We start from the raw sequence: 23,660 nt of genomic DNA, 5'->3' as shown, positions 1-23,660 counted from the left end.
ACGGCGCCAGAAGGTTCAACGGCGGGCAGCGATTTCATGTGCCGGAGCCCGGGTAAGGAACGCAGTTTGAGCGGCTGCGTTTTCTCCCGACCTGCAAGGGAGATTCCCGATGACCAAGCACATCCAGCCCGTTCCCGAAGATAACTGCAGCGACAAGGGACCTGGCAGCGCGCCGAAGGTGACGCTCGATAATACCAAGGGTCATCGCGACGACGAGAAGCACAATATTCGTGAGCAGGCGGCGCACGGCAATCTCACGCAGAACACCAGCAACCGCCGGTCGGGGTGATCGCAATGCAGCAGGCGGTGTCTATATAACAGGAATGGCCAGTAAACCCGTCGTCACCGCCCGCTTGCGCCGCGCGTCACCCGTTCTTGTCTGCAAGAAATGCTTGGGCCGCATTGATGACGGCAAGGCACTGCGCAAATCGCTCAAGTCGGATTTGAAACGCCGCAGCGCCAAGCAGGACGTGAAAAGTCCACGCGTGGTGCTGACGAGCTGTCTTGGCATCTGCCCGAAGCGGGCCGTCGTCGTGGCGAGCGCCGCGACGTTACAGAACGGGCAGTATCTGTTGCTGTCAGGTGCGGACGCCGGCGCCGAGGCGGCGGAGACGCTGATGCCGGATCGCGTGCCCTAAATAGAGCGATCAGGCGGCCGATTTCTCCGGCAGTTCTCCCAGCGGCCGGCGCTCCATCTCTTCGCCGAAATCGATCGGATGCAGCAGCGCCTCGTGGAGCTGATGGCGATCGAGTTCGCCTTCCCAGCGGCTGATGACGATGGTGGCGACGCCGTTGCCGATCAGATTGGTGAGCGCGCGGCATTCGCTCATGAACTTGTCGATGCCGACGATGATGGCCAGTGCGGTGATCGGAATATCGGGGATGATCGACAGCGTCGCGGCCAGCGTCACGAAGCCCGCGCCGGTGACGCCCGATGCGCCCTTCGATGTCAGCATCGCCACGCCGAGCACCGCGGCCATCTGGCCAAAGGAGAGATGCGTGTTGGTGGCCTGCGCCAGAAACAGCGTGGCGAGCGTCATATAGATATTGGTGCCGTCGAGATTGAAGCTGTAGCCGGTCGGGATCACGAGGCCGACCACCGGCTTCGATGCGCCCAGCGCTTCCATCTTGGTGATCATGCGCGGCAGCACGGTCTCGGACGACGAGGTGCCGAGCACGATCAGCAGTTCGTCCTTGATATAGCCGATGAAGCGCAGGATCGAGAAGCCGAAGGCGCGCGCGATGCCGCCGAGCACCAGCAGGACGAACAGCAGCGACGCCAGATAGAAGGTGAAGATGAGATAGCCGAGATTGACGAGTGCGCCGAGGCCGAACGAGCCGATGGTGAAAGCCATCGCGCCAAAGGCGCCGATGGGCGCGAGCTGCACGATCATGCCGATGATGCGGAAGAACATCTTGCCGGCGAGATCAACGCCTTCGGCAATCTTTTCGCCGGGTTTCCCCATATGCGAGATCGCGAAGCCAGACAGGATCGCCACCAGCAGCACCTGCAGCAGATCGCCTTTGGCCAGCGAGTCGAAATAGGACGTCGGAATGATTCCCATCAGATGGGTGACGAAGCTTTCCTCCTTGGCGCGGCTGACATAGCTGGCGACGGATTTCGCGTCCAATGTGGAGGGATCGATATTGAAGCCGGCGCCGGGCTGCAGGAAGTGGCCGACCAGAAGGCCGATCAGCAGCGCAAGGGTGGAGACCGTCTCGAAATACAGCAGCGTCTTGCCGCCGATGCGGCCAACCTTGCTCATGTCGCCGATCGAGGCGATGCCGTGCACCACGGTGCAGAAGATCGCCGGTGCGATCATCATCTTGATCAGGGCAATGAAGCCGTCGCCGAGCGGCTTCAGCGCCTTGCCGGCATCCGGATAGAAGTAGCCGACGGTGACGCCGATCGCGATCGCGATCAGCACCTGGATATAGAGAATGCGATACCAGGGTTGCTTGGCCATCGTGGTTTCGTCCCTTGAAAGCGCTCATCACCATCGACAGCCGCGCGCAAAACATAGGTGCGCTGAGCTGCGGCGTAAAGTCACGCTTTGAACAGACCTGAGGTTAAAGCGCGGCGCAGCCCGGCCATGTCTCCCGCGCATGCTGCACTTGCAGTGGTGCGCGCCGGGGCCATTTAAATCTCAAAGGAAGCATCGCCATGCTTGATATCACCGCACATCCCTTAGATGACGATTCCGCGACACCCGCCGTTGCCGCAGTGCCGAACGATGCTGCGCTGCTCGATGCCTATTCGAACGCTGTCATCGATGTCACCGAACGCGTCGGCCCCGCGGTCGTGCGGGTCGAGACCGGAGCGAGGACGCCGAATGCCCGCGAACGCGGCGGGCTGGGCTCCGGCATCGTCATCTCACCCGACGGCCTCGTCCTGACCAACAGCCATGTCGTCGGCAATTCGAAGCATATTCGCCTGCGTGACACCGAAGGCGTCGTCACCGATGCCCGCGTGCTCGGCGCCGACCCCGATACCGATCTCGCTTTGCTGCGGGCCGATGGCGCGCGCGAGTTGCGCTATGCGGGCCTCGGCAATTCCAAGAACCTGAAGCGCGGCCAGCTTGTCGTGGCCATCGGCAATCCGCTCGGCTTCGAATCCACCGTCACCGCCGGCGTGGTTTCGGCGCTCGGCCGCTCGATCCGCTCGGTGAGCGGGCGCAACATCGAGGACGTGATCCAGACCGATGCCGCGCTCAATCCCGGCAATTCCGGTGGCGCGCTGGTGTCGTCGCGCGGCGAGGTGATCGGCATCAACACCGCGATCATCCAGGGCGCGCAGGGCATCTGCTTTGCGGTCGCCAGCAACACCGCGCAATTCGTGCTGTCGGAGATCATCCGCCACGGCTATGTCCGCCGCGCCTTCATCGGTGTGTCCGGCCAAACCGCGCCGATCCCGCGCCGCCATGCGGTGCTTGCCGGCATCGAGAACACCATGGGCGCGCTGCTCGACCAGATCGACCCCGACGGTCCGGCGTTCAAGGCTGGTCTGTTGCCTGGCGATGTCGTGATCAGTCTCGATCACGTGCCGGTGAACGGCGTCGATGATCTGATCCGCATTCTTGATCGCGACCGTATCGATCGGACGATCGAGATCGACGTGCTGCGGATGGGCCGCCTGCGCGCCATCGACATTCATCCCGTCGAACGCAAGGTGCTGGCGCGCGCGTAACGAAAGCGTTTTCGAGCGAAGTGGTCACCGGTTCGCGTTAAGAAAACGCGTAAAACAAGAAACAGGAGCCCCGTTCCGATTCAATCGGAACGGAAAAGGCCCCGCGTCAGGCCTTGTGCAGCAGCGACAGCTCGGCCTTGAGGCGCAGGCTGCGTTTGCCGGCGAGGGCGGTGGCTTCGAATGCTGCGCAGCCGTCGCTGCAGCTGCCGGAAAAGCCGATGCCCACTTCATAGCCGGCGAACAGCGAACTCCCGCCGGCTGCGGGCGTGTGTTCCTGATTGACGATCTCGCCCTTCCAGCGGCCGCCGGCCGAACCATAGGCGCCGAGATAATAGAAGCGGGCGTCGCCGCCGAGAATGCGGCCGTCGAACAGCAGCATCACGCCGGTCAGCCCGTCCTCGACGCCGTCGAGGGTTTTCATGTGCAGCGAATACAGCCCGTTGGCGATGCCGCCATCACCCACGGTGCCGGTGTCCGGGAAGTCCTCTTCGTCGAGCCGCGTCATCACCGACTCGAAGGCCGGCCCCTTGCCCTGCGCGTCGCCGCCCGTGAACCTGTAGTTCTTGCCGTCGTGGATGCCACGGACGCGGATCGAGCCGTCGTCGTCGCCATAGAGCGTGCGAAACTGCGAGCCCACATGATGGCGCTGGCCGTGGATCACCGCATGGATGCCGTCGTCGGCTTCCTCATAGGTGCCGATATGGGCGAAGGCGGTGTTGCCGCCCAGCATGCGGCCGTCCTTGCAATACATGACGCTGCGGCCGACCACGTCGCCCGCCCGGTAGTCGCATTTGTAGAAACCGTCGAACACCTAAAGCCACCCACTGCGCCAACGGGCATCAGTGTAGACGTTCGCGCAGTGCGATAACAGGCATTCCCGGCCGGGCATATCAGCCATCCCGTCCGCGTGACGAACGGAGGTTGGTCGCGCCGGCCGATCACGCTGTCATTGGAGGCTCGGTCGCCGATTGTCGCGCGGCGGGTTTGCGGGCATGGTCGCGCCGAAATCGGGGAGGCCTATGATGCGTATTTTACGATGGATGGTGCTGTTCATGAGTGCTGCACTTCCGGCTTTCGCCCAGCCGGCGCCGTCGCCCGAGGTGCTGCGCGATCTCGCTCCCACGGGCAAACTCCGCGCCGCGATCAATTACGGCAATAGCGTCCTGGCCCAGAAGGGTCCCGACGGCGCGCCGCGCGGCGTCTCGGCGGATCTTGCCGCTGAACTCGCGAAGCGCCTCGGCGTGCCCGTGGACTATGTGCCCTATGAGGCGGCAGGCAAGGTGTTCGACGGCGCCAGGGCCGGCGCCTGGGATGTCGGCTTCATCGCCATCGAGCCGGTGCGCGCGCAGGAGATCATCTTCACCGCGCCCTATGTGATCATCGAGGGCACCTACATGGTCCCCGCGCATTCGCTGCTGAAGACCGTCGACGACGTCGACAAGGACGGCGTCCGGATGTCGGTCGGTCTCGGCTCGGCCTATGACCTCTATCTCACCCGCACCATCAAGCACGCCACCGTGCTGCGCGCCGATGCCGGCGGCGGCAGCGCGATGATCCGGAAGTTTCTCGACGAGAAGCTCGATGCCGCCGCCGGCGTGCGCCAGCAGCTCGATGCCTATGCCAAGGACCATCCGGAGATGCGCGTGATGTCCGGCCATTTCCAGGAGATCCAGCAGGCGATGGCCATGCCGCGCATCGCCGACAAGCCGCGCACGGCCGGTGTCGCCTATCTTGCCGCCTTCGTCGAGGAGATGAAGGTCTCGGGTTTCGTCGCCGAAGCCCTCAAGCGCAGTGGCCAGGTCGCCGACGTCGCGCCGCCGGCGGGGAAGTAGTGCCGCGGCTGTAGCCTGCGGTCTTCGATCGGATGTGATTGTCAAACAGCCATGTGACATCGTTCTCGCGGGTGAAAGCCCCGAGGTGAGCTGTCGTTCTCCCCTCGAAAACTGAGGGGAATGGAGCGCCGCAAGGCGCACCTTGGATATAATCGCCACATCCGGCTCGGCTGCGACGCCTCGCCTTCTGCAGCGTAACGCCTTGCGGCGCTCCATCACGGCGATTTCTGTTCCAGGGACCGTGCTTCCGGGTACTGGGCAGGGCTAATGAAAGCCCTCCGTTCCGGACAGGCTTTCGCCTGCCTTCACCCGCACCCGTCCAGCCGTTTCCGGCGCAGCCCCGTAGTGGGCCAGGACGGTGACCCCGGACCTCCCGAGTCCGTGCTTGCGAGGCACGTCCGCAGGCGCCGTATCCTGCTCCACTCCGAAAGCGCCCTCGAGAAGCGCCCCTCATGAGCAGGACGGGAGGGGTATATAGTCTTATGGGAATTATGTCAATAGGCTAGGCTTTTTTGGTTTCTTCGTCGGCCACCGTAGCGAAAATAGAATCAACCAAGCGCCCCGCTGCCGACGTTGAGCGTGCCAAGGCGCGGATTTGCTGCAGGCATGCGACGCTATCAGTCTTATGAGGATAATTTATCCGATGGTCGACTTCGCCCCAAGTTTCTTCGGTCAAAGTGCGAACTTGTACTTCACAAGTCATCTTTAGGTTGGGGACCTGATCCGATATCACGCAATGAATGCTGGTGTAGAGGTTTTCGCTTCGTTTTGTTTTGAAGCCCATTTCTTTGAAGGTTTTTTCGTACTCGATATCCCAAGTGCGTGCCACCGGGGCTTCATGGAATTTGTACCCGCAGCTCTTGAGCAGTTTAATTAGATGGTCATGTATGGGCTTCGCCTGAGCTGTGTGAAGGTGAAGTATTCGAATTCCCGCTAGGTCATTTATTTTCACATGCAGATTTTCCGGCGTAATATCGAATTTTTGGTTCTTGTCTGCACATTCGCGCAATTTGCGCAGGAGTTTGTCTTGCAGGTGATCGCGGTCCTTTATGCGAGCGCGCACAGAGTGAATTAGAGGACGAAGCTCGGACGAAGTCGAAATCGCTTTCAAAACGGCATCGTGGAATAGGCCGACGTTCTGCTGCTTCTCATCAAAGCGCTGCAGCAAGGGGTCCACTATCGCCTGTTCGGCCTCGGTAGGGGTGAGCATTTGTTAGCTCGTTCGTTGAATTATTTTTTGTGCGATTAATTTAAACGAGTTGGCTGCCTCAAGCCGCTGGGTTGGTGTGCCGGCCGCAGTTTCCGATAAGGGGTTGCCTTCGCGTTGTGATGCTGGGACTAGCTGCCCAAAATCCTTCACGTCACCAAGTTTGTGAATTTTGCGTGCGGGTATGACGTCCAATTCTTTCAGAACCCCGACGACGTCGCTGGATATGCCTTTATCAAGAAGCCCCACGTACTTCGCTTGGTGCGATGCCACCCCGCCTCGATAGACGGAATAGTTTTGCGGAATGTACCCTAGAAACCTAGGGGTACCGGGTAGCGTGGGAACGTCTTTAACATTTAGCCCCAGGATGGTTCGCCAGTCCCTTATCCAGTCGTAGAGGGACCGCCCTAATGTCCTCAACGCCCGGACAGAAAATAAGTCGTATGCGACTGGAACGATAAAATAGTCGCAGTCGAGCAAGATGGCGCGGTTGAGCGCTCCAATGTTTGGACCGGTGTCAAAGAATACGAAATCAATTTTATGGTTTTGGCATATTGAATTCACCAGCTTACTTATGGCTGTTGTTCCCTTGAAACCATGTGTCTCTCGTTTGAAGCACTCTGTCCAATAGTCAGCAAGCTTGTTCTCAAAATCTGAAAGACGAATGTCGCCCGGCACTAAAAAGAGATCGTCGCGAATTTCAATTGGCTCGATCTCCTTGATCCCGCCGTCGCCATCTACGATTGGTTTGACGGCCGACCACAGCGTAGCGCCTTTCTTGGCACTGTCCGAGCTATCAAGTAGATCGTCTAGAACGGTAGCTTCAATTAAGTATGCTGATAAGTTGCACTGAGGATCGGCGTCGACCAGCAGAACCCTATTTCCCAATTCCGCTAAGGATGCCGCAATATTGAAGGTGAGAGTGGTTTTTCCAACTCCACCTTTGTGATTAAAGATGGAGATCCGCTTCGACGTTGTTCTGGCGGTAGTCGGTTTTGCGCTCATCTTTTTCGCCGCGCGCTTCTGCGCTTACGGGCTTCAGATATAAGCTTCAATGCGGCCTCCCGGTCTGGAAGCGCGGTAACAAACTGCTCTCCCCAGGCTGTTATTTGCTTCTGGCCTTTCGCAGCAAGGGCGAGGTACCCCGCTTTGGTGGCATTATCTGTTGCATAAGCAGCGTTGGAGAACTTGATTTGCGCCGCCTCTGTATTGAGCTTTGCTAAGTCCAACGTTTTAAAATGCGGCATCTCTCGGAAATGCGTAAGATAGAAGGCAAGGCAAGCAATACGCTCAACGTCTGTCTTAGGTTGCTTCTGAAATAGAAATTCTTTGGGAGAGGGAGCGCGGTCTTCAGAGAAGGCAGGTCGGGTAGAAGTGTGTTGAGAGTTTGGCTGTGCGATCGATGGTCTAGCGGTCGGAGGTGAGTTCTCATGTCCAAAGAATATCGTCACTGAATTCAGGACGCGAGTACGAGCTTTTTCGTCGAGTTGATCCAGAACTTGAATCACGGCGTTTAGTGCCTCCGCCACAGCGCGGGAGTTTTCCTTCGCCATCAGTCAATTCTCCGAATCATTTGATAATCTTAGGTTGATGTTCTTTGTTGCAACAGCCTTGAACGATCTTCCTCAACAGTTTCGAAGACGTCACAGTACAGTCGCTATATTTCGAAGTGCGACGTATTGAAAGCTGGGAATGCTAAGGTCGGTATCGTACGGGCCTTTGGGAGGCTTTACCGCTTCTTCCACCCGCCCCGATGCCCCGGCGCGCCGCCGGTTGATCTTGGCACGGGGCCAAACTCCGGTCCCGACTCGCGGCTGTTCTTCGGCTGGAAAATCTTGCTCTCGGTGCCCGGTCCCATCTCGTCCAGTGTCGGCTTGCGCGGGCGCTGAACTTCCTTGCCGCGAGCGGGCTTCACTTCATGCCAGTTCGCGATGCCCATCTCGTCGAGCCCGGGCTTGTGCACTTTCGACGACGCACCGCCCGCTGATGAACTCTTGCCGTATTTGCCGCGCGCTTTGCCTTGCGCGGCCTTGTCGAGACGCGCGGGAAGATTGGCGGCATCGCCATATTTCTTCTCGCCTTTGTAACCGCCGCCGCGTGCGGCAACGCCGCGCTGCTTGACGGTGGGATCGTCGACCACGGCGAGTTCGGTGGCGCGCAGGCGCTTGACCTCGTCGCGCAGGCGGGCGGCTTCCTCGAAGTTCAGGTCGGCCGCGGCCTCGCGCATCCGCACTTCCAGATCGGCCAGCACGGCTTCGAAATTGTGTCCGATGGTGATGGCATCTTCGGCCATGCCGCCGCCGATATCCACCAGCACGCGGTCGCCCTCATAGACCGAGTTCATGATGTCGCCGATCGACTTCTTCACGCTCTCCGGCGTGATGCCGTGCAGCGTGTTGTATTCCACCTGCTTCTCGCGGCGGCGATCGGTTTCGGCGATGGCGCGCGTCATCGAGCCGGTCATCTGGTCGGCATAGAGAATGACGCGGCCGTCGACGTTACGCGCGGCGCGGCCGATGGTCTGGATCAGCGAGGTCTCCGAGCGCAGGAAGCCTTCCTTGTCGGCATCGAGCACGGCGACCAGCGCGCATTCGGGAATGTCGAGGCCTTCGCGCAGCAGGTTGATGCCGACCAGCGCGTCGAAGGCGCCGAGACGGAGATCCCTGATGATCTCGATGCGCTCGATGGTGTCGATGTCGCTGTGCATGTAGCGCACGCGAATGCCCTGCTCATGGAGAAATTCCGTGAGGTCTTCGGCCATGCGCTTGGTCAGCACGGTGATCAGCGAGCGATAGCCCTGGGCCGCGGTGGCGCGGACTTCGCCCAAGAGATCGTCGACCTGGGTGCGGGCCGGGCGGATATTGATCGGCGGATCGATCAGGCCGGTCGGGCGAATGACCTGCTCGACAAAGACGCCGCCGGATTCCTGCAGCTCCCAGCCGGACGGCGTCGCCGACACCGCGACGGATTGCGGGCGCATCATGTCCCACTCCTCGAAGCGCAGCGGCCGGTTGTCCATGCAGGAGGGCAGGCGGAAGCCATATTCCGCCAGCGTCGCCTTGCGGCGGAAGTCGCCTTTGAACATGCCGCCGATCTGCGGCACCGTGACATGGCTTTCGTCGGCGAAGACCAGCGCATTGTCCGGCACATATTCGAACAAAGTCGGCGGCGGCTCGCCCGGCCGGCGGCCGGTGAGATAGCGCGAATAGTTCTCGATGCCGGCGCAGGAGCCGGTGGCTTCCATCATTTCGAGATCGAAGGTGGTGCGCTGCTCCAGCCGCTGCGCTTCCAGCAGGCGCCCCTGATTGTGCAGCTGGTCGAGCCGCCACTTCAGCTCTTCCTTGATCGATTTCATCGCCTGGATCAGCGTCGGCCGCGGCGTCACGTAATGCGAATTGGCGTAGATCTTGATGAATTCGAGCTCGTCCTGCTTGTGGCCGGTGAGCGGATCGAACTCCTCGATGCTCTCCACGGTGTCGCCGAACAGGTTCACGCGCCACGCGCGGTCTTCATAATGCGCCGGGAAAATGTCGATGACGTCGCCGCGCACGCGGAAAGTGCCGCGGGTGAAGTCGTGCTGGGTGCGCTTGTATTGCAGCGCCACGAGATCGGCGATGAGCTGGCGCTGGTCGATGCGCTCGTCCTTCTTCAGCGCGAAGGTCATCGCGGTATAGGTTTCCACCGAGCCGATACCGTAGATGCACGACACCGACGCCACGATGATGACGTCGTCGCGCTCCAGCAGCGCACGCGTCGCCGAATGGCGCATGCGGTCGATCTGCTCGTTGATGGACGAGTCTTTCTCGATATAGGTGTCGGTGCGCGGGACGTAGGCTTCCGGCTGGTAGTAGTCGTAATAGCTGACGAAATATTCGACGGCGTTGTCGGGGAAGAAGTTCTTGAACTCGCCATAGAGCTGCGCGGCCAGCGTCTTGTTCGGCGCAAGGATGATGGCCGGACGCTGCGTGGCCTCGATCACCTTGGCCATTGTGTAGGTCTTGCCCGAACCGGTGACGCCGAGCAGAACCTGGGTGCGGTCGTTGCGGTCGATGCCCTCCACCAGTTCCTTGATCGCGGTGGGCTGGTCGCCCTTCGGCTCGTATTCGGATTTCAGCTCGAAGCGCACGCCGCCTTCGGATTTCTCCGGGCGCGGCGGACGATGCGGCGTCCACACCTTCTGGTCCTTGAACTCCGGACGGCCGTCGCGCACCAGTGCTTCCAGCGCATCGGCCGTGGCCTGCACGCCGAGGGCTTCCATCTTGTTGCGCGGCGGCCGCGCCATGGCGGCGTCGTCGTCTTCCTCGGTGGCGAAGCCGAGCTGTTTGGCCAGTTCCGGATCCAGCGTCGGGATCGAGGCCGAGGTGTTGTAATTCGCCTGCGGCGCTTCCTCGAGGCCCTTCTGCTCGCTCAGCCGCGGCGCATAGGGCGCGACCACCGGCTGGGGAAACGGCTGCAATGGCGTCGGGCGCATTCCCTCGTCGCCCTCGAACTTCTTCGGCGTCGATTTGCGCGCGCGATGCACCGCGGCCTCGCCGCCGGAACGACGCTCGAAGGAATTACTCGGCGGCGGCTGCAGTCCGGTGCCCGAGCCCATGCCGGCATCGCCGCGATTGATCGCGGGATTCAGCAGTTCCGCCAGGGCAGGCCCGATCGGCTTGACGTCGGGACGGCCGGCGCCAGGCTTGGCGGCGGGTGTCTTGATTGATTTTGCGGGCTTTTTCGGAGAGTCGGGTTTCTTCGCCATGGGCGGAATATGGGGCGAGTCTTGGGGCGATGAAAGGGCCCTACAGCAGCAGCTTCAGCAACGTCTTGCCGGCGGGCGAGCCCAGTTCCCTTGCATCGAGGGTGCCGTCATTGTCCGGATTGGCGGCGCGGAAACGCGCTTCGACGAGGGCGAGATATTCCGCTTTGTCGAGGGTGCCATCCTTGTCGGGATTGGCGGCGGCAAATTCTTTCGCAGTGAGCCGGCCACGCAGCTCTTTCGCATCCAGCGTGCCGTCATGATCGCGGTCGAGCTTGTCGAACAATGCGGACGCCGCGGCCTTGGCCTCGTTGAGGTCCACGGTGCCGTCCTTGTCGGGATCGAGCCTCTTCAGCGGCGAGGCGGCCTGCGCCGGCAGCAGTGCGACAAGAGGAATCGCGAGGGATAGCAAAACCGTGCGGCGTGTGGTCATGATCATCTCCCTTGGCGTACTCTATGTTTCAATCAGGATGCGTCATTCGGATTCCGGGTTCAACACTCAAATCCGGCGATGCGGCCGAGGTCTGCGAGGGATTGCCATGCGTGTGATGCCAACAATATTGCTGTGCACTGCAATAGGATTTGCAACAGCGCCGTGCCTCGCCCAGTCTAGGGACGCCGAGCCGGCCACGAAGGGGCTGAACGAATCGGTGCTGAAGGCGCTGCCGTTTTCCGACCGCGCCGATTTCGACGATGCCAAACGCGGCTTCATCGCCACGCTGCCGGATGGTGTGATCGCAGGTCCGGACGGCAGGCCGGCATGGGACACCAAGCCCTATGCGTTCCTGCAAAACGACGCCGTGCCGGCGACCGTCAATCCCAGCCTGTGGCGACAGGCGCAGCTCAACGCGATCAACGGCCTCTTCAAGGTCACCGAGCGCGTTTATCAAGTGCGCGGGCTCGATATTTCCAACATGACCATCATCGAGGGCGACAGCGGCCTGATCCTGATCGATCCGCTGCTGTCGAACGAGACCGCAAAAGCCGCGCTCGAACTTTATCTGAAGAATCGGCCTGCGAAGCCCGTCGCCGCCGTGATCTACACCCACAGCCATGCCGATCACTTCGGCGGCGCCAAGGGCGTCATCAGCGAGAACGACGCCAGGCAGGGCAAGGTCAAGGTGATCGCGCCCGACGGCTTCATGGAGCATGCGGTGGCGGAGAACGTCATTGCCGGCAATGCGATGTCGCGCCGCGCGCAATACCAGTTCGGCAGCACACTGCCGGTCGGTGAGCGCGCCCAGGTCGATACGGGGTTGGGCAAGGCATTGGCGCGGGGGACGATCTCGCTGATCCCCCCAAACGACCTCATCAAGCAGTCCTATGAGACGCGCATCGTCGATGGCGTCGAGATCGAATTTCATCTGGTGCCGGGCTCGGAAGCCCCAAGCGAGATGATCTTGTATTTTCCGCAGTTCAAATTGCTGAACATGGCGGAAGATGCCACCCACAACATGCATAATCTCTACACCATCCGCGGCGCGGAAATTCGCGATGGCCGGTTGTGGTCGCGCTACATCGGCGAGGCGATCGCGCGCTACGGCGACAGGACGGATATCGTGATCGCACAGCATCACTGGCCGATGTGGGGCAACGAGCGCATCGTCAATTTTCTCAAGAAACAGCGCGATCTCTACAAATTCATCCACGACCAGGCCGTGCGGTTGCTCAACCACGGCCTCACATCAACCGAGATTGCGGAGCAATTGAAACTGCCGCTGTCGCTGGCGAACGATTGGGCGTCGCGCGGCTATTACGGTACCCTGAGCCACAATGCCAAGGCGGTCTATCAATTCTATCTTGGCTGGTATGACGCCAATCCCGCGGACCTCAATCCGTTGCCGCGCGCAGAGGAAGCGAAGAAGCAGATCGAATACATGGGCGGTGCGGACGCCACGATCAAACGCGCGCGCGAGGATTTCAAGGCAGGGCAATATCGCTGGGTCGCCAGCGTGATGAGTCGGGTCGTGTTCGCCGATCCGTCGAACAAGGAGGCGCGCGATCTCGGTGCCGATGCGCTCGAACAGTTGGGCTATCAGAGCGAGGCGGCGACGTGGCGGAATGCTTATCTGCTCGGCGCACTGGAACTGCGCAGCGGCGTCGGGCCGCAGAGATCGTCGCTGGCGAACGCCGAGCTGCTCAAGGGCGTATCCATCGATCTGGCCTTCGATTTTCTCGGGGTGCGGCTCAACGCGACGAAGGCAGAAGGCAAGAAGATCGTCATCAACTGGACCTTCACCGATCTCAATGAAACCTATGTGATGAACCTGGAGAATTCAGCGCTGACGCATATGTCGGGCAAACTTTCGGACAACGCCGACGCCAGCGTGACGCTGACCCGCGCAGCGCTCGACGCCATCACGCTGAAGCAGCGCACCTTTGCGGATAGTGTGGCCGCCGGGGAAACATCACTCAGCGGCAATCCGCTCAAGCTGCGCGAATTGTTTGGTCTGCTGGACGAATTCTCACCGGGATTCGAGATCGTGGAACCGAAGAAAGTGCGCGCGGAATAGGTCCGGCTATATCAAACCTATCCGGCGACCGGTTACGCCCGCAGGCGCTTGAGCGATTCGGGCAGGCGCGCATCGACCCAGGCGCCGATGTCGCGCTGGTGGCGATGGACATACAGCCCCAGCGCAATGATTCCGATGCCGATCAGCGACAGCGCGAACGGGAACAGCATTGAATCCTTGAAGATCTTCTCGGCGAGGTCGCCGAGATAGATCGCAATGCCGATGGTGCCGAACACCGCGAACACCCGTCGTGACAGCGCGACCGAGATCAGCAGGAAGCCGACATTCAGCAGGCAGTATAGCGCCTTGTCGAGATTGGTGCCGTTCGACGTGGCGGTGATGCCGCCCCAGAATGTCAGCACGCCGAACAGATAGAGCCAGAATGCGAAATCGCCGCTGCGCTGGCGCAGGTTGACGATCACCGCAGCTACCAGAATGCCAAGGCCGAACCAGATGGACACCTTGCGCGATAGTTCCCAGTTGCCGTAGCTCGCGCCCGCGATCCACGGCACGACATCCATCGACAGAAACCACAGCGCGACCGCCATGATGAAGACGATGAAGGGAAAGCGATAGAATTGCAGTGCCACGATGGCCGCGGCGATGGTCGCAAGCTCCATGAAGACGAAGCTGCCCTTGATCCAGACATAGAAATCGCGCATCGCCGCCGGCCTGCCGAATTCGGTCCATGCACCGTAGGCATCCTGTATGCCGAACACGGCGAGCGGCGTCATCGCCACGGCGACCGCGATCAGCAGTCCGCCCGGCGTGCGCAGCTTCTTGACCGTCCAGAGATAGTGACCGGCTGCGGTGAACAGGCCGGCATAGACAAGGGCAGTGGCGGTCAGCGCCGGCCCGCCCATTTGCGAAAACGCCAGCGTCGAGAACAGCCCCATGGCTGATATCACCACCAGCGCGCCTGCGTACCAGAGCAAATGCACGACGTCGAATTTGGGCCCGGCAGCCGGCTGCTCCGGCACACGCGCCGTGAGGAAAGCCAGCAGGGCGTCGAGCTGCGTGGAAGGAAGCACGCCGGCTGTGACAGCCGCGCGCAGATCATCGGTCGAATATCGCATGCACTCTCTCCGCAATGCGCCATTCGACGCCGAACACTGCCCTTTGTCGCTTACACAGGCCGAAGCGTTCAAGGGCCAAAACCGGTCGCCGTGAGACTACAACGCCCGCGCGGCATTGCCCTTGAACGATACAGGCCCGGTCGGATGGCCGGCCGGCGAGCCGTCTTCGTGCTCCCGGGTGATCTCGAACGGCTGGTCGGCGACGATTTCCGGCGACAGTCGGGACCACGACGAAGCGACGGGCGCCACCGTGCTGCGCCAGCTGCACGAATGGACACTCAACCCGAAAGCGATTGATGTGGATAAATCAACCAAAGGAAATGCCCTGATAAATATCAACTACGGGATGTGCCGCGAATCTGGCGAGATTCACCTCATTACAAATCAAAGATTTGCTTGGGGGCGATCATGTTTTCAGGATTCGCGACGCGCTTTACTGTGCGAATGACGGCGCTTGTTCTGGTGGCGTCAATGCTGACGGGGTGTGCGGAGTTCAATCGAAGAGGAGGTATCGTCGCGCAGGGCGAAGATTATGTTCTCTTCGTTGCAAACACGAAAAGCCATCGGTTGTTTCGGTCATATCTGTTGGTTGGCGTTTTATTAGCGGCAGCGCGGCAAGCCGGTCATAACGACGCTGACAAGCTCGCTATCGAAGCTAACATGAGAGCTGCGGTGGAAACGGCTTATGAGGCATACCACTGCCTTTATCCCGATGCGAATACGAACATTGCAATCACAGACAACGCAGTGGGAGCGATCGGTACACTCGAGGCTGCCAGATTTACACTGCCAGCAGTTTGCCAGTTTTTCGATGAGAAGATGGCGAGATTGGACTACGCCCTGTTCAGACTCGCGCTGACGACGCTCTTCAATGCCGAAAGCAATGCATCACTTTCCGAAATTCGTGACAAATTGATGGGGAAGATTCCGGTCCTTTCGGACTCAGTGAAAGCCGCCATTCACGCAACCAAGGCAGTCAATCAGGCCACGTCGTTGGTCGACGATCTTCTCAATCTGAGCTTTTCTAGTGCTGGTCCCGTATTAACCCTGCTGCCGCTTTATCGGGATTCGCTCGAACTCAACATGTGGCTGATCATCGATAATCTGACGAAGAGGTGCCAATTGGCGCCTGCGAACGTAACTCCCGGACCCGACGGCGCCTACGCTCCCAGTTACGCAATGGCGCGAGGCGAGGTTTGCGCGACCTTGGCATACGCGTTGCAGATTATGAACAATGGAAATGGCGATCTTCGTCTATGGCGAGACTTCGCTTGGAACATGAACTATGCGACGTTTGCCATCGAGGCATATACGCCTCACTTTTTCTTAGTAACGAAACTCATGTGGCGTTCATGCCAGAATTTGTTGGGCGATAGCACCGAGTATACGAAGACTCCGACTGCAAGAAACAAATGTCAGAATGCATTGAACCAAGCATTGGCCAAAGCTGCCTTTGAGGCTGACCTTGTTCCGGGAGAGGGTGGGCGGCTGTATAGTGCGTCATTGGAGAGACGGCAGTATCTTGCACGAATACGCTCCCCCCAAATGCCTTCCCAACTTTCTAGTCGACCATCAAATGCAATAGATGTGCGGAACTCGGAAAAGCCTGGAGAAAAAGATCTGAATCCGACAGGATCTATCGGGAAGCCGAAGCAGGTTGAGCCCCAATAGTTGTAAATGGGTTGGCAAATCCCCGGTGCGAATATAGCCGGGGATTTGCTTATCTCGGTTCACAACGCCCTTGCCGCATTGCCCTTAAACAAAATCGGCCCCGTCGGTCTTCCGATCGGCGAGCCGCCTTCGGGCTCCAGTGTGATCTCGAACAACTGATCTGCCACCGTATCCGGCAATGCTTCCAGATCGAGCTGCAATGTCCGCGACTGTCCGGTGAGGCCGATGGACTTCGGGCCGATGTCGCGATCCCACAGGGTCCAGACCTGCAGCGTGCGGCCGGCGGGGACGTCGATCGGGCGCAGCGGGATCAGTTCGACGCGGCCGTCGGAGAAGGTGTTGACGATGGCGCCGGTTTCCCTGGTGGCGTCGTTGACCAGCACGGCGACATAGATCGGCTTGCGCTGCGCCAGCGCGATCAGTTCGCGGCGGAGCTGGCGCGACGTTGCGAGCGCGCCGATCAGGATCACCACCAGCATCAAGGCCGCGAACACGCCGCCGATCCCGGTGCCGCGCCAGAAGCCGATATTGTCCCACAGCGTTGCGCCGCGCAGCGCAGCGCGGGCGCCGGGCAGCGGGATCGCGGGTTTGATCTTTGTGGAGTCGGCGATGCGGTCCCACAGTGCAGCGCTGGGGGCGAGCGCTTCGGCTGTGGCGTCGAGATCGGCCAATCGCTCGCGCCAGGTGCTGACGGCCCTGGCGAAATCGGCATCGTCGGTCATGCGCGCTTCGGCAGCGGCGAGCTCCGTGCCTTCCAGCAGGCCCATCACATAGTCGGCGGCGAGATCGTCGGTGGAATGCGTGTTGTCGTCGTGCATGCTCATCCCATGCACTCCTGCAGTGCGAACAGACTGCGGCGGATCCAGCTCTTCACGGTGCCGAGCGGCACCTTCAGCCGTCCGGCCAGTTCGCCATGGCTCATGCCATGGACATAGGCCAGCACCACGACATCGCGGCGCGGCCGGTCGATACGCTCCAGGCATTTGCGCAGCGCCGATGTCTCGGGCATCCGCGTCATGGTCGCCTCGCAGTCGATATCGAGCGCGCTGTCGTCGGACGCATCATAGCGATGCTCGTTGCGGTGAATGCTGAGCGCGCGATTGCGCACGACGGCATAGAGCCAGCCGCGCGCCGAGCCGCGATGCGGATCGAACGACGCGGCCGCGCCCCAGATCCGCACGAAGGCATCGTGCACGGCTTCCTCCGCCAGATCCTGCCGGAACAGGATGCGGCGGGCGACCCCGATCATCTTCGGGGCTTCGCTGTTGTAGATCATCTGCAGAGCCGCCCGGTCGCCGGCGGCGCATCGCGCCAGCGCGGCCGACAGCTGTGCCTCGCGCGCGTGGTCGAGGCCCGCCTCGTCGCGCCGGGTCTCGGTGATGGTGCCATTCCCAGTCATGTCCATGCCCTTGCATGGTCAGTCTACCTTTGCCGCACGCAATTGGATGCACCCAAATGAATTTATTTTCAGGGGCGTGCATCCAGTTGGGAGGGCCCGCCGGTAGTCCTTGTGTCGGTCCCGAGGGGATCGCGGAAACACAGGGAGCCACTTATGTCATTTCGTTCGCTTTTCGCCGCCTCTGCAGCATTGCTGCTGATCCCCGCGGCCGCCGCCAATGCTGCCCAGGTTGCAGCCCTGGTCGGTGGCGACACCATCGCCATGGTCGATACCACCAAGAAGATGGCCGCTGGATCCGTCAAGGTCACTGGTATATCCGGCGCGCTGGTCGGCATCGACGTCCGTCCCGCCGATGGCATGCTCTATGGGGTGGTCGATGACGGCACGATCGTCACCATCGCCGCGGACGGCAAGGCGACGGTGAAGTCGAAGCTCGACACCATGCTGGCCAAGGGCGTCACCGCCACCGTCGACTTCAACCCGGTGGCCGATCGTCTGCGCGTGATGGGCTCGGACGGCATGAGCCTGCGTGCCAATGTCGACGACGGCAAGGTGACAAAGGACGGCGATCATAAATATGCCGAGACCGACATGCACAAGGGCGAGAAGCCGAATGTCATCGCCGGCGCCTACACAAACTCTGTGAAGGGCACCAAGGAGACCGCGCTGTTCAACATCGACGGCACCATCGGCGCGCTGGTCAAGCAGGCGCCACCGAATGACGGCATTCTCGGCGCGGTCGGCAAACTCGGCATCAAGCCGGCGGCTGTCGCCTTCGACATCTGGTCGGATGGCAGCAAGAACGAAGCCTGGCTGATGGCCGACGGCACGCTCTATTCGGTCGATCTCGCCACCGGCAAGGCGACCGAAGCCGCCAAGATCTCGGGCGTCACCGGCAAGGTGACGGATATCGCGATCATGGGCATGTAAGCTTCAATCGATCACTTCTATCACGATGCTGCGCTCGCAAGGGCGCGGCATCTCTATTTTCCGATTCCCAGATACGGCCGGATCATATCGACCATCTTCTCGGCAGAGGTGCCGGGCGGAAAGAAGCCGAGATATTTTCCGTCGCGGTCCATCAGATAGACGAAGGCCGAGTGATCGACGGTGTAGTCGGTCGGCCTGTCGTCGAAGTCGATGCGCTTGTAATAAACGCGATACGCTTCGGCGGCGGCATGAATCGCGGCAGTGCTGCCGGTCAGGCCGATCAGCTTCGGGTGAAACATCGGCACATATTGCGCCAGTTGCTCCTGTGTATCGCGCTCGGGATCCAGAGTGATGAAGAGCGGCTGCACATGAGCGGCGTCAGCGCCAAGCCGGTCCATCGCCAGTCCGATGGCCTGCAGGTCAGTCGGGCAGATGTCCGGACAATAGGTGAAACCGAAATAAACGAGCAACAGCTGGCCGCGATAATCGCGCTCGCTGCGGGCTTGACCCGACTGGTCGATAAGCTGGAACGCGCCACCGATCGGCTCGCGATTCCACATCACTGCGTCCATCAATTCGGCTGCGGAACGGGACGACCCCTGCGCTGATGCGGGCGCCGCACTCCAGCACCCGAGCCACAGCGCGGCCATGGCGGCTATGCCGGTCCGATACCAGAAGGCGCGTGCGGCGCGCGAGGTCACGCGCTGAAGGTCAGGCGGCTGCCGGTCGAGACGTTGATGACGTTGTCCGGCATCTGCGCACGCGCCTCGAGCAGGAAGTTCAGGCCGCTGCAATGCATCGGGATGATCACATCGGGCTCGAGCTTCTTGATCTCGCCGACGATCTGCTTGAGGTAGTCGGCAGGGGCAGGACCGAGGTGAAAGCCGCCGACGACGGCGTGTACCTTCTGCACGCCCGATATCTCCTGCGCCTGCCGGACCGAATTGACGATGCCGACATGGCCGCAGGAGCTGATCACCACCAGCCCCTTGCCGCGGATGTTGAAGCAGGTGGCGTGTTCGTGGACGTGTTCGTCCGGTGCAAAATTGCCCTGCAGTTCGGCAGCCGTATAGTGGCCGTAGTCGCAGCCTGCGCTGTCCGGCTTGTAGTCCACGAAGGTGTTCGGCAGCACGCGCTCGACGCTGTTACGCTTGATCTTGCCTGTTGTGAAAGCATGGCCCTCGATCACCGTCGGGGTTTCGCAGAGTACGGTCTGCACCTTCTGCGCGGCGATTTGCTTGCGGTCGAGGATGCCGCCTTCGCCGAACTGGCCGGTCGATGCGCGGCTGACGCGGTGGCAGAAATTATCCTCGCCGCCGGCATATAGCTTGATGTCGGGTGGCAAGACGCTGCGATATTGCTCGAGAAAGCCGATCAGTCCACCGTAATGGTCGATATGACCGTGGCTGACGATCAGCGCGTTGAGCGAGGCCGGATCGACCTTGAGCAGCCCGATATTGTTGATGATTGCCGGCGAGGTATAGCCGAAATCGAGCAGGATATTACGCTTGTCCTGCTCACGCTGAGACTCCAGAAACAGCGACAGGCCCCACTCATTGTGCAGCACGTTGCGCGCATCGGCGCTGCGGGCCGGCCCTGGCCCCTCATGCACCACGCCATTCACCGTGCTGCCGCGCAGAAATTGATCATGCTGCTGATCGACGAGCACGCGGATCGAGAGCCGATCGACGGTCGGCACCTGGATCGGCGCCGCGTTGGCAACCTCCACGCAGGAAAATCCGGCCGCAGCCATGCCAGCAAAGGCTGCCGAGGTCTTGAGAAAGTCGCGGCGGCGGATATCTGCGGTCATGGCATGTCTCCCGGAAATCATCCGCCTGTGCGGAGTTTCCGTTTGATAACAGACCGGATGCGCCACTGGCAGGGAATGATCTTTCGAAGATCATCGGAGGCGGAGCAAATTGCATTGACTTGATCCGATGATCCGGCAACATTTCATGCAGTCGCATTCAATCGGCCTTCGGTCGGGTTTGCGGGTTGCCTCATCACGCAAAACGGATTGAACGATGATCGATCTCTATTACTGGAGCACGCCGAACGGCCACAAGATCACGATCTTTCTTGAGGAGACGGGGCTCCCCTACAAGATCATTCCGGTGAATATCAGCAAGGGTGACCAGTTCAAGGACGAGTTTTTGGCCATCGCGCCGAACAATCGCATTCCGGCGCTGCTCGATCATGCGCCCAAGAGTGGCAGCAAGCCGATCTCGGTGTTCGAGTCCGGCGCGATGCTGCTGTATCTCGCCGAGAAGACCGCGAGGTTCCTGAGCGACGATCTCGCTGTGCGCTATGATGCGATCCAGTGGGTGTTCTGGCAGATGGGTGGTCTCGGGCCGATGGCCGGACAGAACCATCACTTCCGCAACTACGCGCAGGAAAAGATCACCTACGCCATCGACCGCTATGTGAACGAGACCAACCGGCTCTATGGCGTGCTCAACAAGCGCCTTGCAGATCGCAAGTTCATCGCCGGCGACTATTCGATTGCCGATATGGCGAGCTATCCCTGGATCGTGCCCTACAAGAACCAGGGCCAGGACATCAACGACTTCCCGCATCTCAAGCGCTGGCTCGAAACCATCGCCGAGCGGCCGGCGGTCAAGCGTGCTTACGAGATCGCCAAAGAGGTCAACCCCAATTTCGGCCAGCCGCCGATCCGGACCGACGAAGAGCGCAAGCTGCTGTTCGGCCAGACCTCGGCTGTGGTGAAGAGTTAGCTCAGAGTTACGAGAAGTAATCATGGCGCTGCAACTGTTCGAACTGGTCGGCACCGAAGAAGATCGTCCCTTCAGCCCGTTCTGCTGGCGCATCCGGATGGCGCTGGCACATAAGGGCCTCGACGCCACATCGATCCCTTGGCGCTTCACCGAGAAGGACGCGATCAACAAGCACAAATCCGACAAGGTGCCGGTGCTGCTCGATGGTGAGCGCGCGGTCAACGACTCCTGGGCGATCGCCAATTATCTCGAAGACACCTATCCGGATCGTCCGTCACTGTTCGGCGGCGAGGGCGGCCGCGCCATGGGGCGGATGCTGAACTGGTGGGGCGACACGGTCGTGGTCGCCGGCATGTTTCCGTTCATCGTCGCGGATATTCATGGTCATCTGCGTCCGGTCGATCAGGCCTATTTCCGCGAGAGCCGCGAAGCGCGGTTCAAGAAGTCGCTGGAAGAGGTCGCATCCAATCGCGACACGGGCGTCGATGCCTTCCGCAAGTCGCTTGATCCGATGCGTCTCACCCTGAAGACGCAGCCGTTCCTTGGGGGCGCCGCGCCAAACTATGCCGACTACATCGTGTTCGGTCCGTTCCAGTGGGCGCGCGCGATCTCGCCGTTCAAGCTGCTGGCGGAAGACGACGCGATCTATGCATGGCGCGAAAGAATGCTTGATGCTTTTAACGGCATGGCGCGGAACTCGGCGGGCTATCCGGTGTGAGTTCCACTCTCTACGGGCGATGAATTGAGCAATCGCTGGTATTCATGTCCGCATACCAGCGTTGTTCTCGATGGTGCTTGGTGCCTTCGTGAAAATCCGAGGATATTCCCTGTAACTCTCGCTATAAGGGAATACCTCAACGATTCACGCTGTCTCACGCGCCAAGGTCTCTATGTCCGTTCCGCCTACCAATCTCGCCGACGATGCCGTGATGTTCGATCTTGCCCCGGTCTCGCTCTGGATCGAGGACTACAGCGATGTGAGGGGGCTGTTCGAACAATGGCAGGCGCAGGGCGTCGACGACATCGAGACATTCCTGCTCGCCAATCCCGAACGGGTCCGTGAGTGCTCGCAGCACATCCGCATTCTCAAGGTCAATCGCAAGACGCTGTCACTGTTCGGCGCGCGCGACCTGTCTCACCTGACGCTCAGTCTCGGCCTGGTGATGCGCGACGATACGTTCAAGAGTCATGTGTCAGAACTTGCCCAGCTCTGGAGCGGTCGGAATCATTTTTCCAGCCATACGGTCAACTACACGCTCAAAGGCGAGCGCCTCGACATCCAGCTGCACGGCATTGTTCTTCCCGGGCACGAAGAGCGCTGGGATCGCGTGATGATCGCCATCGAGGATGTGACCGAACGCGAAGGCGCGCGCCGTCGCCTCGCGGAGAGCGAGAATTATGCGTTCGGCCTGTTCGCGCATTCGCCGGTGTCGCTGTGGGTCGAGGATTTCAGCGGCGTCAAGCGCCTGGTGGACGACGTTCGCGCGCGGGGCATCGAGGATTTTCGCGTGTTCACGGATGTGCACGAGGAATTCGTTTTGCGCTGCATGAGCGAGATCCGTGTGCTCGATGTCAACAGTCGTACGCTGGAATTGTTCGGCGCGCCCGACAAGGACACGTTGCTCCGTCAATTGTCGGATGTGTTTCGCGACGAGATGGAGCCGCATTTCCGCGAACAGTTGATCGACTTGTGGGAGGGCAAGCTGTTCCAGCAGCGCGAGGTCGTCAACTACGCGCTCGACGGCACCAAGCTGCATCTGCTGCTGCAGTTCTCGGTGTTGCCCGGGCATGAGCGCGACTGGTCACAGGTGCAGGTCGCGCTGACCGACATCACCGCGCGCAAGAAGGCGGAAGCCTATCTGGAATATCTCGGCACCCACGACGTATTGACGCGCACGACGAACCGCTCGTTCTTCGTGGACGAACTCAACCGGCTCGAACGCAAGGGATCGCAACCGGTCACCGTGATCGTTGCCGATCTTAACGCGCTGAAGACTGCCAATGACGATCTTGGCCATGCCGCCGGCGACGGGTTGCTGCGCCGGGCCGGTGAAGTGTTCGGCGAACTGGTCGAAAAGCCGGCGACGGTGTCGCGCATAGGCGGCGACGAATTCGCCATCTTGCTGCCCGGAGTCGATGCTGCCGGCGGCGAAGCTGTACTTGCCTCGCTGGCGCGACTGATCGAGGTCAACAACCAGTACTATCCGGATCTGACGCTGAGCCTCTCCACCGGGATTGCCACCAGCCGGACGGGCGAGCGGCTCGAAGCCGTGGTCAAGCGCGCCGATATGGAAATGCTGCAAGCCAAGCGCAGCTACTATGCGCAACCCGATCGTGACCGGCGCAGCGCGGGCATGGTGTAAGCAGGC

Annotated in this window: 23 protein-coding genes; 10 read left to right on the top strand and 13 right to left on the bottom strand. The window is 60.7% G+C overall.

The annotated features are described in order from the left end of the window. The first annotated feature begins 109 nt into the window (after window positions 1-109). Both HP556_RS15310 and HP556_RS15305 read left to right on the top strand, forming a co-directional pair. Complete coding sequence (locus HP556_RS15310) at window positions 110-289, top strand: hypothetical protein (protein WP_089261775.1); 180 nt, start codon at window positions 110-112, stop codon at window positions 287-289. Window positions 290-392: 103 nt separating this feature from the next. After that, window positions 393-638, top strand: coding sequence for a (2Fe-2S) ferredoxin domain-containing protein (locus HP556_RS15305; protein ID WP_246297733.1), 246 nt, complete (start codon window positions 393-395; stop codon window positions 636-638). Between the two features lie 9 nt (window positions 639-647). Here the strand turns inward: HP556_RS15305 and HP556_RS15300 are convergent, their stop codons facing one another. Next, a complete protein-coding gene (locus HP556_RS15300) occupies window positions 648-1,967 on the bottom strand; it encodes a dicarboxylate/amino acid:cation symporter (protein ID WP_093759324.1) in 1,320 nt (439 codons plus the stop codon). A gap of 197 nt (window positions 1,968-2,164) precedes the next feature. Between HP556_RS15300 and HP556_RS15295 the strand changes: the two genes are divergently transcribed. Beyond that, complete coding sequence (locus HP556_RS15295) at window positions 2,165-3,187, top strand: S1C family serine protease (protein ID WP_175367597.1); 1,023 nt, start codon at window positions 2,165-2,167, stop codon at window positions 3,185-3,187. 106 nt (window positions 3,188-3,293) lie between these two features. Here HP556_RS15295 and HP556_RS15290 read toward each other — a convergent pair whose 3' ends face one another. Continuing rightward, entirely contained in the window at window positions 3,294-3,998 is a 705-nt protein-coding gene (locus HP556_RS15290) for a hypothetical protein (RefSeq protein WP_175367596.1), read from the bottom strand. Window positions 3,999-4,209: 211 nt separating this feature from the next. On the opposite strand from HP556_RS15290, the gene HP556_RS15285 reads away from it, so the two are divergent. After that, a complete protein-coding gene (locus tag HP556_RS15285; RefSeq protein ID WP_175367595.1) occupies window positions 4,210-5,019 on the top strand; it encodes a transporter substrate-binding domain-containing protein in 810 nt (269 codons plus the stop codon). Window positions 5,020-5,521: 502 nt separating this feature from the next. On the opposite strand, the gene HP556_RS15280 is transcribed toward HP556_RS15285, so the two are convergent. The 5 genes from HP556_RS15280 to HP556_RS15260 form a co-directional block, all read right to left on the bottom strand. Continuing rightward, window positions 5,522-6,229, bottom strand: coding sequence for a RelA/SpoT domain-containing protein (locus HP556_RS15280; RefSeq protein WP_175367594.1), 708 nt, complete (start codon window positions 6,227-6,229; stop codon window positions 5,522-5,524). A 3-nt stretch (window positions 6,230-6,232) separates the two neighbouring features. After that, window positions 6,233-7,231, bottom strand: coding sequence for a ParA family protein (locus tag HP556_RS15275; protein WP_175367593.1), 999 nt, complete (start codon window positions 7,229-7,231; stop codon window positions 6,233-6,235). Continuing rightward, a complete protein-coding gene (locus tag HP556_RS15270) occupies window positions 7,228-7,779 on the bottom strand; it encodes a hypothetical protein (RefSeq protein WP_175367592.1) in 552 nt (183 codons plus the stop codon). The genes HP556_RS15275 and HP556_RS15270 overlap by 4 nt, the downstream gene beginning before the upstream one ends. A gap of 176 nt (window positions 7,780-7,955) precedes the next feature. Next, a complete protein-coding gene (uvrB, locus tag HP556_RS15265) occupies window positions 7,956-10,970 on the bottom strand; it encodes an excinuclease ABC subunit UvrB (protein WP_175367591.1) in 3,015 nt (1,004 codons plus the stop codon). 40 nt (window positions 10,971-11,010) lie between these two features. Further along, a complete protein-coding gene (locus tag HP556_RS15260; RefSeq protein WP_175367590.1) occupies window positions 11,011-11,400 on the bottom strand; it encodes an EF-hand domain-containing protein in 390 nt (129 codons plus the stop codon). 115 nt (window positions 11,401-11,515) lie between these two features. On the opposite strand from HP556_RS15260, the gene HP556_RS15255 reads away from it, so the two are divergent. Further along, on the top strand, window positions 11,516-13,480 hold the full coding sequence (locus HP556_RS15255; RefSeq protein ID WP_246297731.1) for an alkyl/aryl-sulfatase: 1,965 nt from the start codon (window positions 11,516-11,518) through the stop codon (window positions 13,478-13,480). Window positions 13,481-13,512: 32 nt separating this feature from the next. Here the strand turns inward: HP556_RS15255 and HP556_RS15250 are convergent, their stop codons facing one another. Continuing rightward, window positions 13,513-14,556, bottom strand: a complete 1,044-nt coding sequence (locus HP556_RS15250) for a hypothetical protein (protein WP_175367588.1) — start codon at window positions 14,554-14,556, stop codon at window positions 13,513-13,515. Between the two features lie 96 nt (window positions 14,557-14,652). Further along, window positions 14,653-14,805 carry a hypothetical protein gene (locus tag HP556_RS15245; protein ID WP_175367533.1) on the bottom strand — a complete coding sequence of 51 codons (153 nt, stop codon included), beginning with the start codon at window positions 14,803-14,805 and terminating at the stop codon, window positions 14,653-14,655. A 159-nt stretch (window positions 14,806-14,964) separates the two neighbouring features. Here HP556_RS15245 and HP556_RS15240 point away from each other — a divergent pair, with 159 nt between their 5' ends. After that, window positions 14,965-16,227 (top strand): hypothetical protein, encoded by a 1,263-nt coding sequence (locus HP556_RS15240; protein ID WP_175367587.1) that lies wholly within the window; start codon window positions 14,965-14,967, stop codon window positions 16,225-16,227. A 59-nt stretch (window positions 16,228-16,286) separates the two neighbouring features. Here HP556_RS15240 and HP556_RS15235 read toward each other — a convergent pair whose 3' ends face one another. Together HP556_RS15235 and HP556_RS15230 are read right to left on the bottom strand one after the other, a co-directional pair. Then, the gene (locus tag HP556_RS15235; RefSeq protein WP_175367586.1) at window positions 16,287-17,051 is read right to left on the bottom strand and encodes an anti-sigma factor; all 765 of its coding nucleotides are present in this window, start codon (window positions 17,049-17,051) and stop codon (window positions 16,287-16,289) included. Beyond that, window positions 17,048-17,626, bottom strand: a complete 579-nt coding sequence (locus HP556_RS15230; RefSeq protein ID WP_175367585.1) for a sigma-70 family RNA polymerase sigma factor — start codon at window positions 17,624-17,626, stop codon at window positions 17,048-17,050. The genes HP556_RS15235 and HP556_RS15230 overlap by 4 nt, the downstream gene beginning before the upstream one ends. A 153-nt stretch (window positions 17,627-17,779) precedes the next feature. Between HP556_RS15230 and HP556_RS15225 the strand changes: the two genes are divergently transcribed. Beyond that, window positions 17,780-18,556 (top strand): DUF4394 domain-containing protein, encoded by a 777-nt coding sequence (locus HP556_RS15225; RefSeq protein WP_175367584.1) that lies wholly within the window; start codon window positions 17,780-17,782, stop codon window positions 18,554-18,556. Window positions 18,557-18,609: 53 nt separating this feature from the next. On the opposite strand, the gene HP556_RS15220 is transcribed toward HP556_RS15225, so the two are convergent. Both HP556_RS15220 and HP556_RS15215 read right to left on the bottom strand, forming a co-directional pair. Further along, entirely contained in the window at window positions 18,610-19,206 is a 597-nt protein-coding gene (locus tag HP556_RS15220) for an SCO family protein (protein WP_175367637.1), read from the bottom strand. 47 nt (window positions 19,207-19,253) lie between these two features. Further along, window positions 19,254-20,366 carry an MBL fold metallo-hydrolase gene (locus HP556_RS15215; protein ID WP_175367583.1) on the bottom strand — a complete coding sequence of 371 codons (1,113 nt, stop codon included), beginning with the start codon at window positions 20,364-20,366 and terminating at the stop codon, window positions 19,254-19,256. A gap of 214 nt (window positions 20,367-20,580) precedes the next feature. On the opposite strand from HP556_RS15215, the gene HP556_RS15210 reads away from it, so the two are divergent. From HP556_RS15210 to HP556_RS15200, 3 genes are all read left to right on the top strand, one after another. Then, window positions 20,581-21,291 carry a glutathione binding-like protein gene (locus tag HP556_RS15210; RefSeq protein ID WP_175367582.1) on the top strand — a complete coding sequence of 237 codons (711 nt, stop codon included), beginning with the start codon at window positions 20,581-20,583 and terminating at the stop codon, window positions 21,289-21,291. A 22-nt stretch (window positions 21,292-21,313) separates the two neighbouring features. Then, window positions 21,314-22,009, top strand: coding sequence for a glutathione S-transferase family protein (locus HP556_RS15205; RefSeq protein WP_089261744.1), 696 nt, complete (start codon window positions 21,314-21,316; stop codon window positions 22,007-22,009). A 172-nt stretch (window positions 22,010-22,181) separates the two neighbouring features. Further along, window positions 22,182-23,654 carry a sensor domain-containing diguanylate cyclase gene (locus HP556_RS15200; RefSeq protein WP_175367581.1) on the top strand — a complete coding sequence of 491 codons (1,473 nt, stop codon included), beginning with the start codon at window positions 22,182-22,184 and terminating at the stop codon, window positions 23,652-23,654. Window positions 23,655-23,660: the final 6 nt, after the last annotated feature.

The sequence above is a fragment of the Tardiphaga robiniae genome (assembly GCF_013359755.1).
Classification (GTDB): Bacteria; Pseudomonadota; Alphaproteobacteria; order Rhizobiales; family Xanthobacteraceae; genus Tardiphaga; species Tardiphaga robiniae.
The sequence above is the reverse complement of the archived record's forward strand: the minus strand, read 5'-3'. Positions and strand labels throughout refer to the sequence as shown.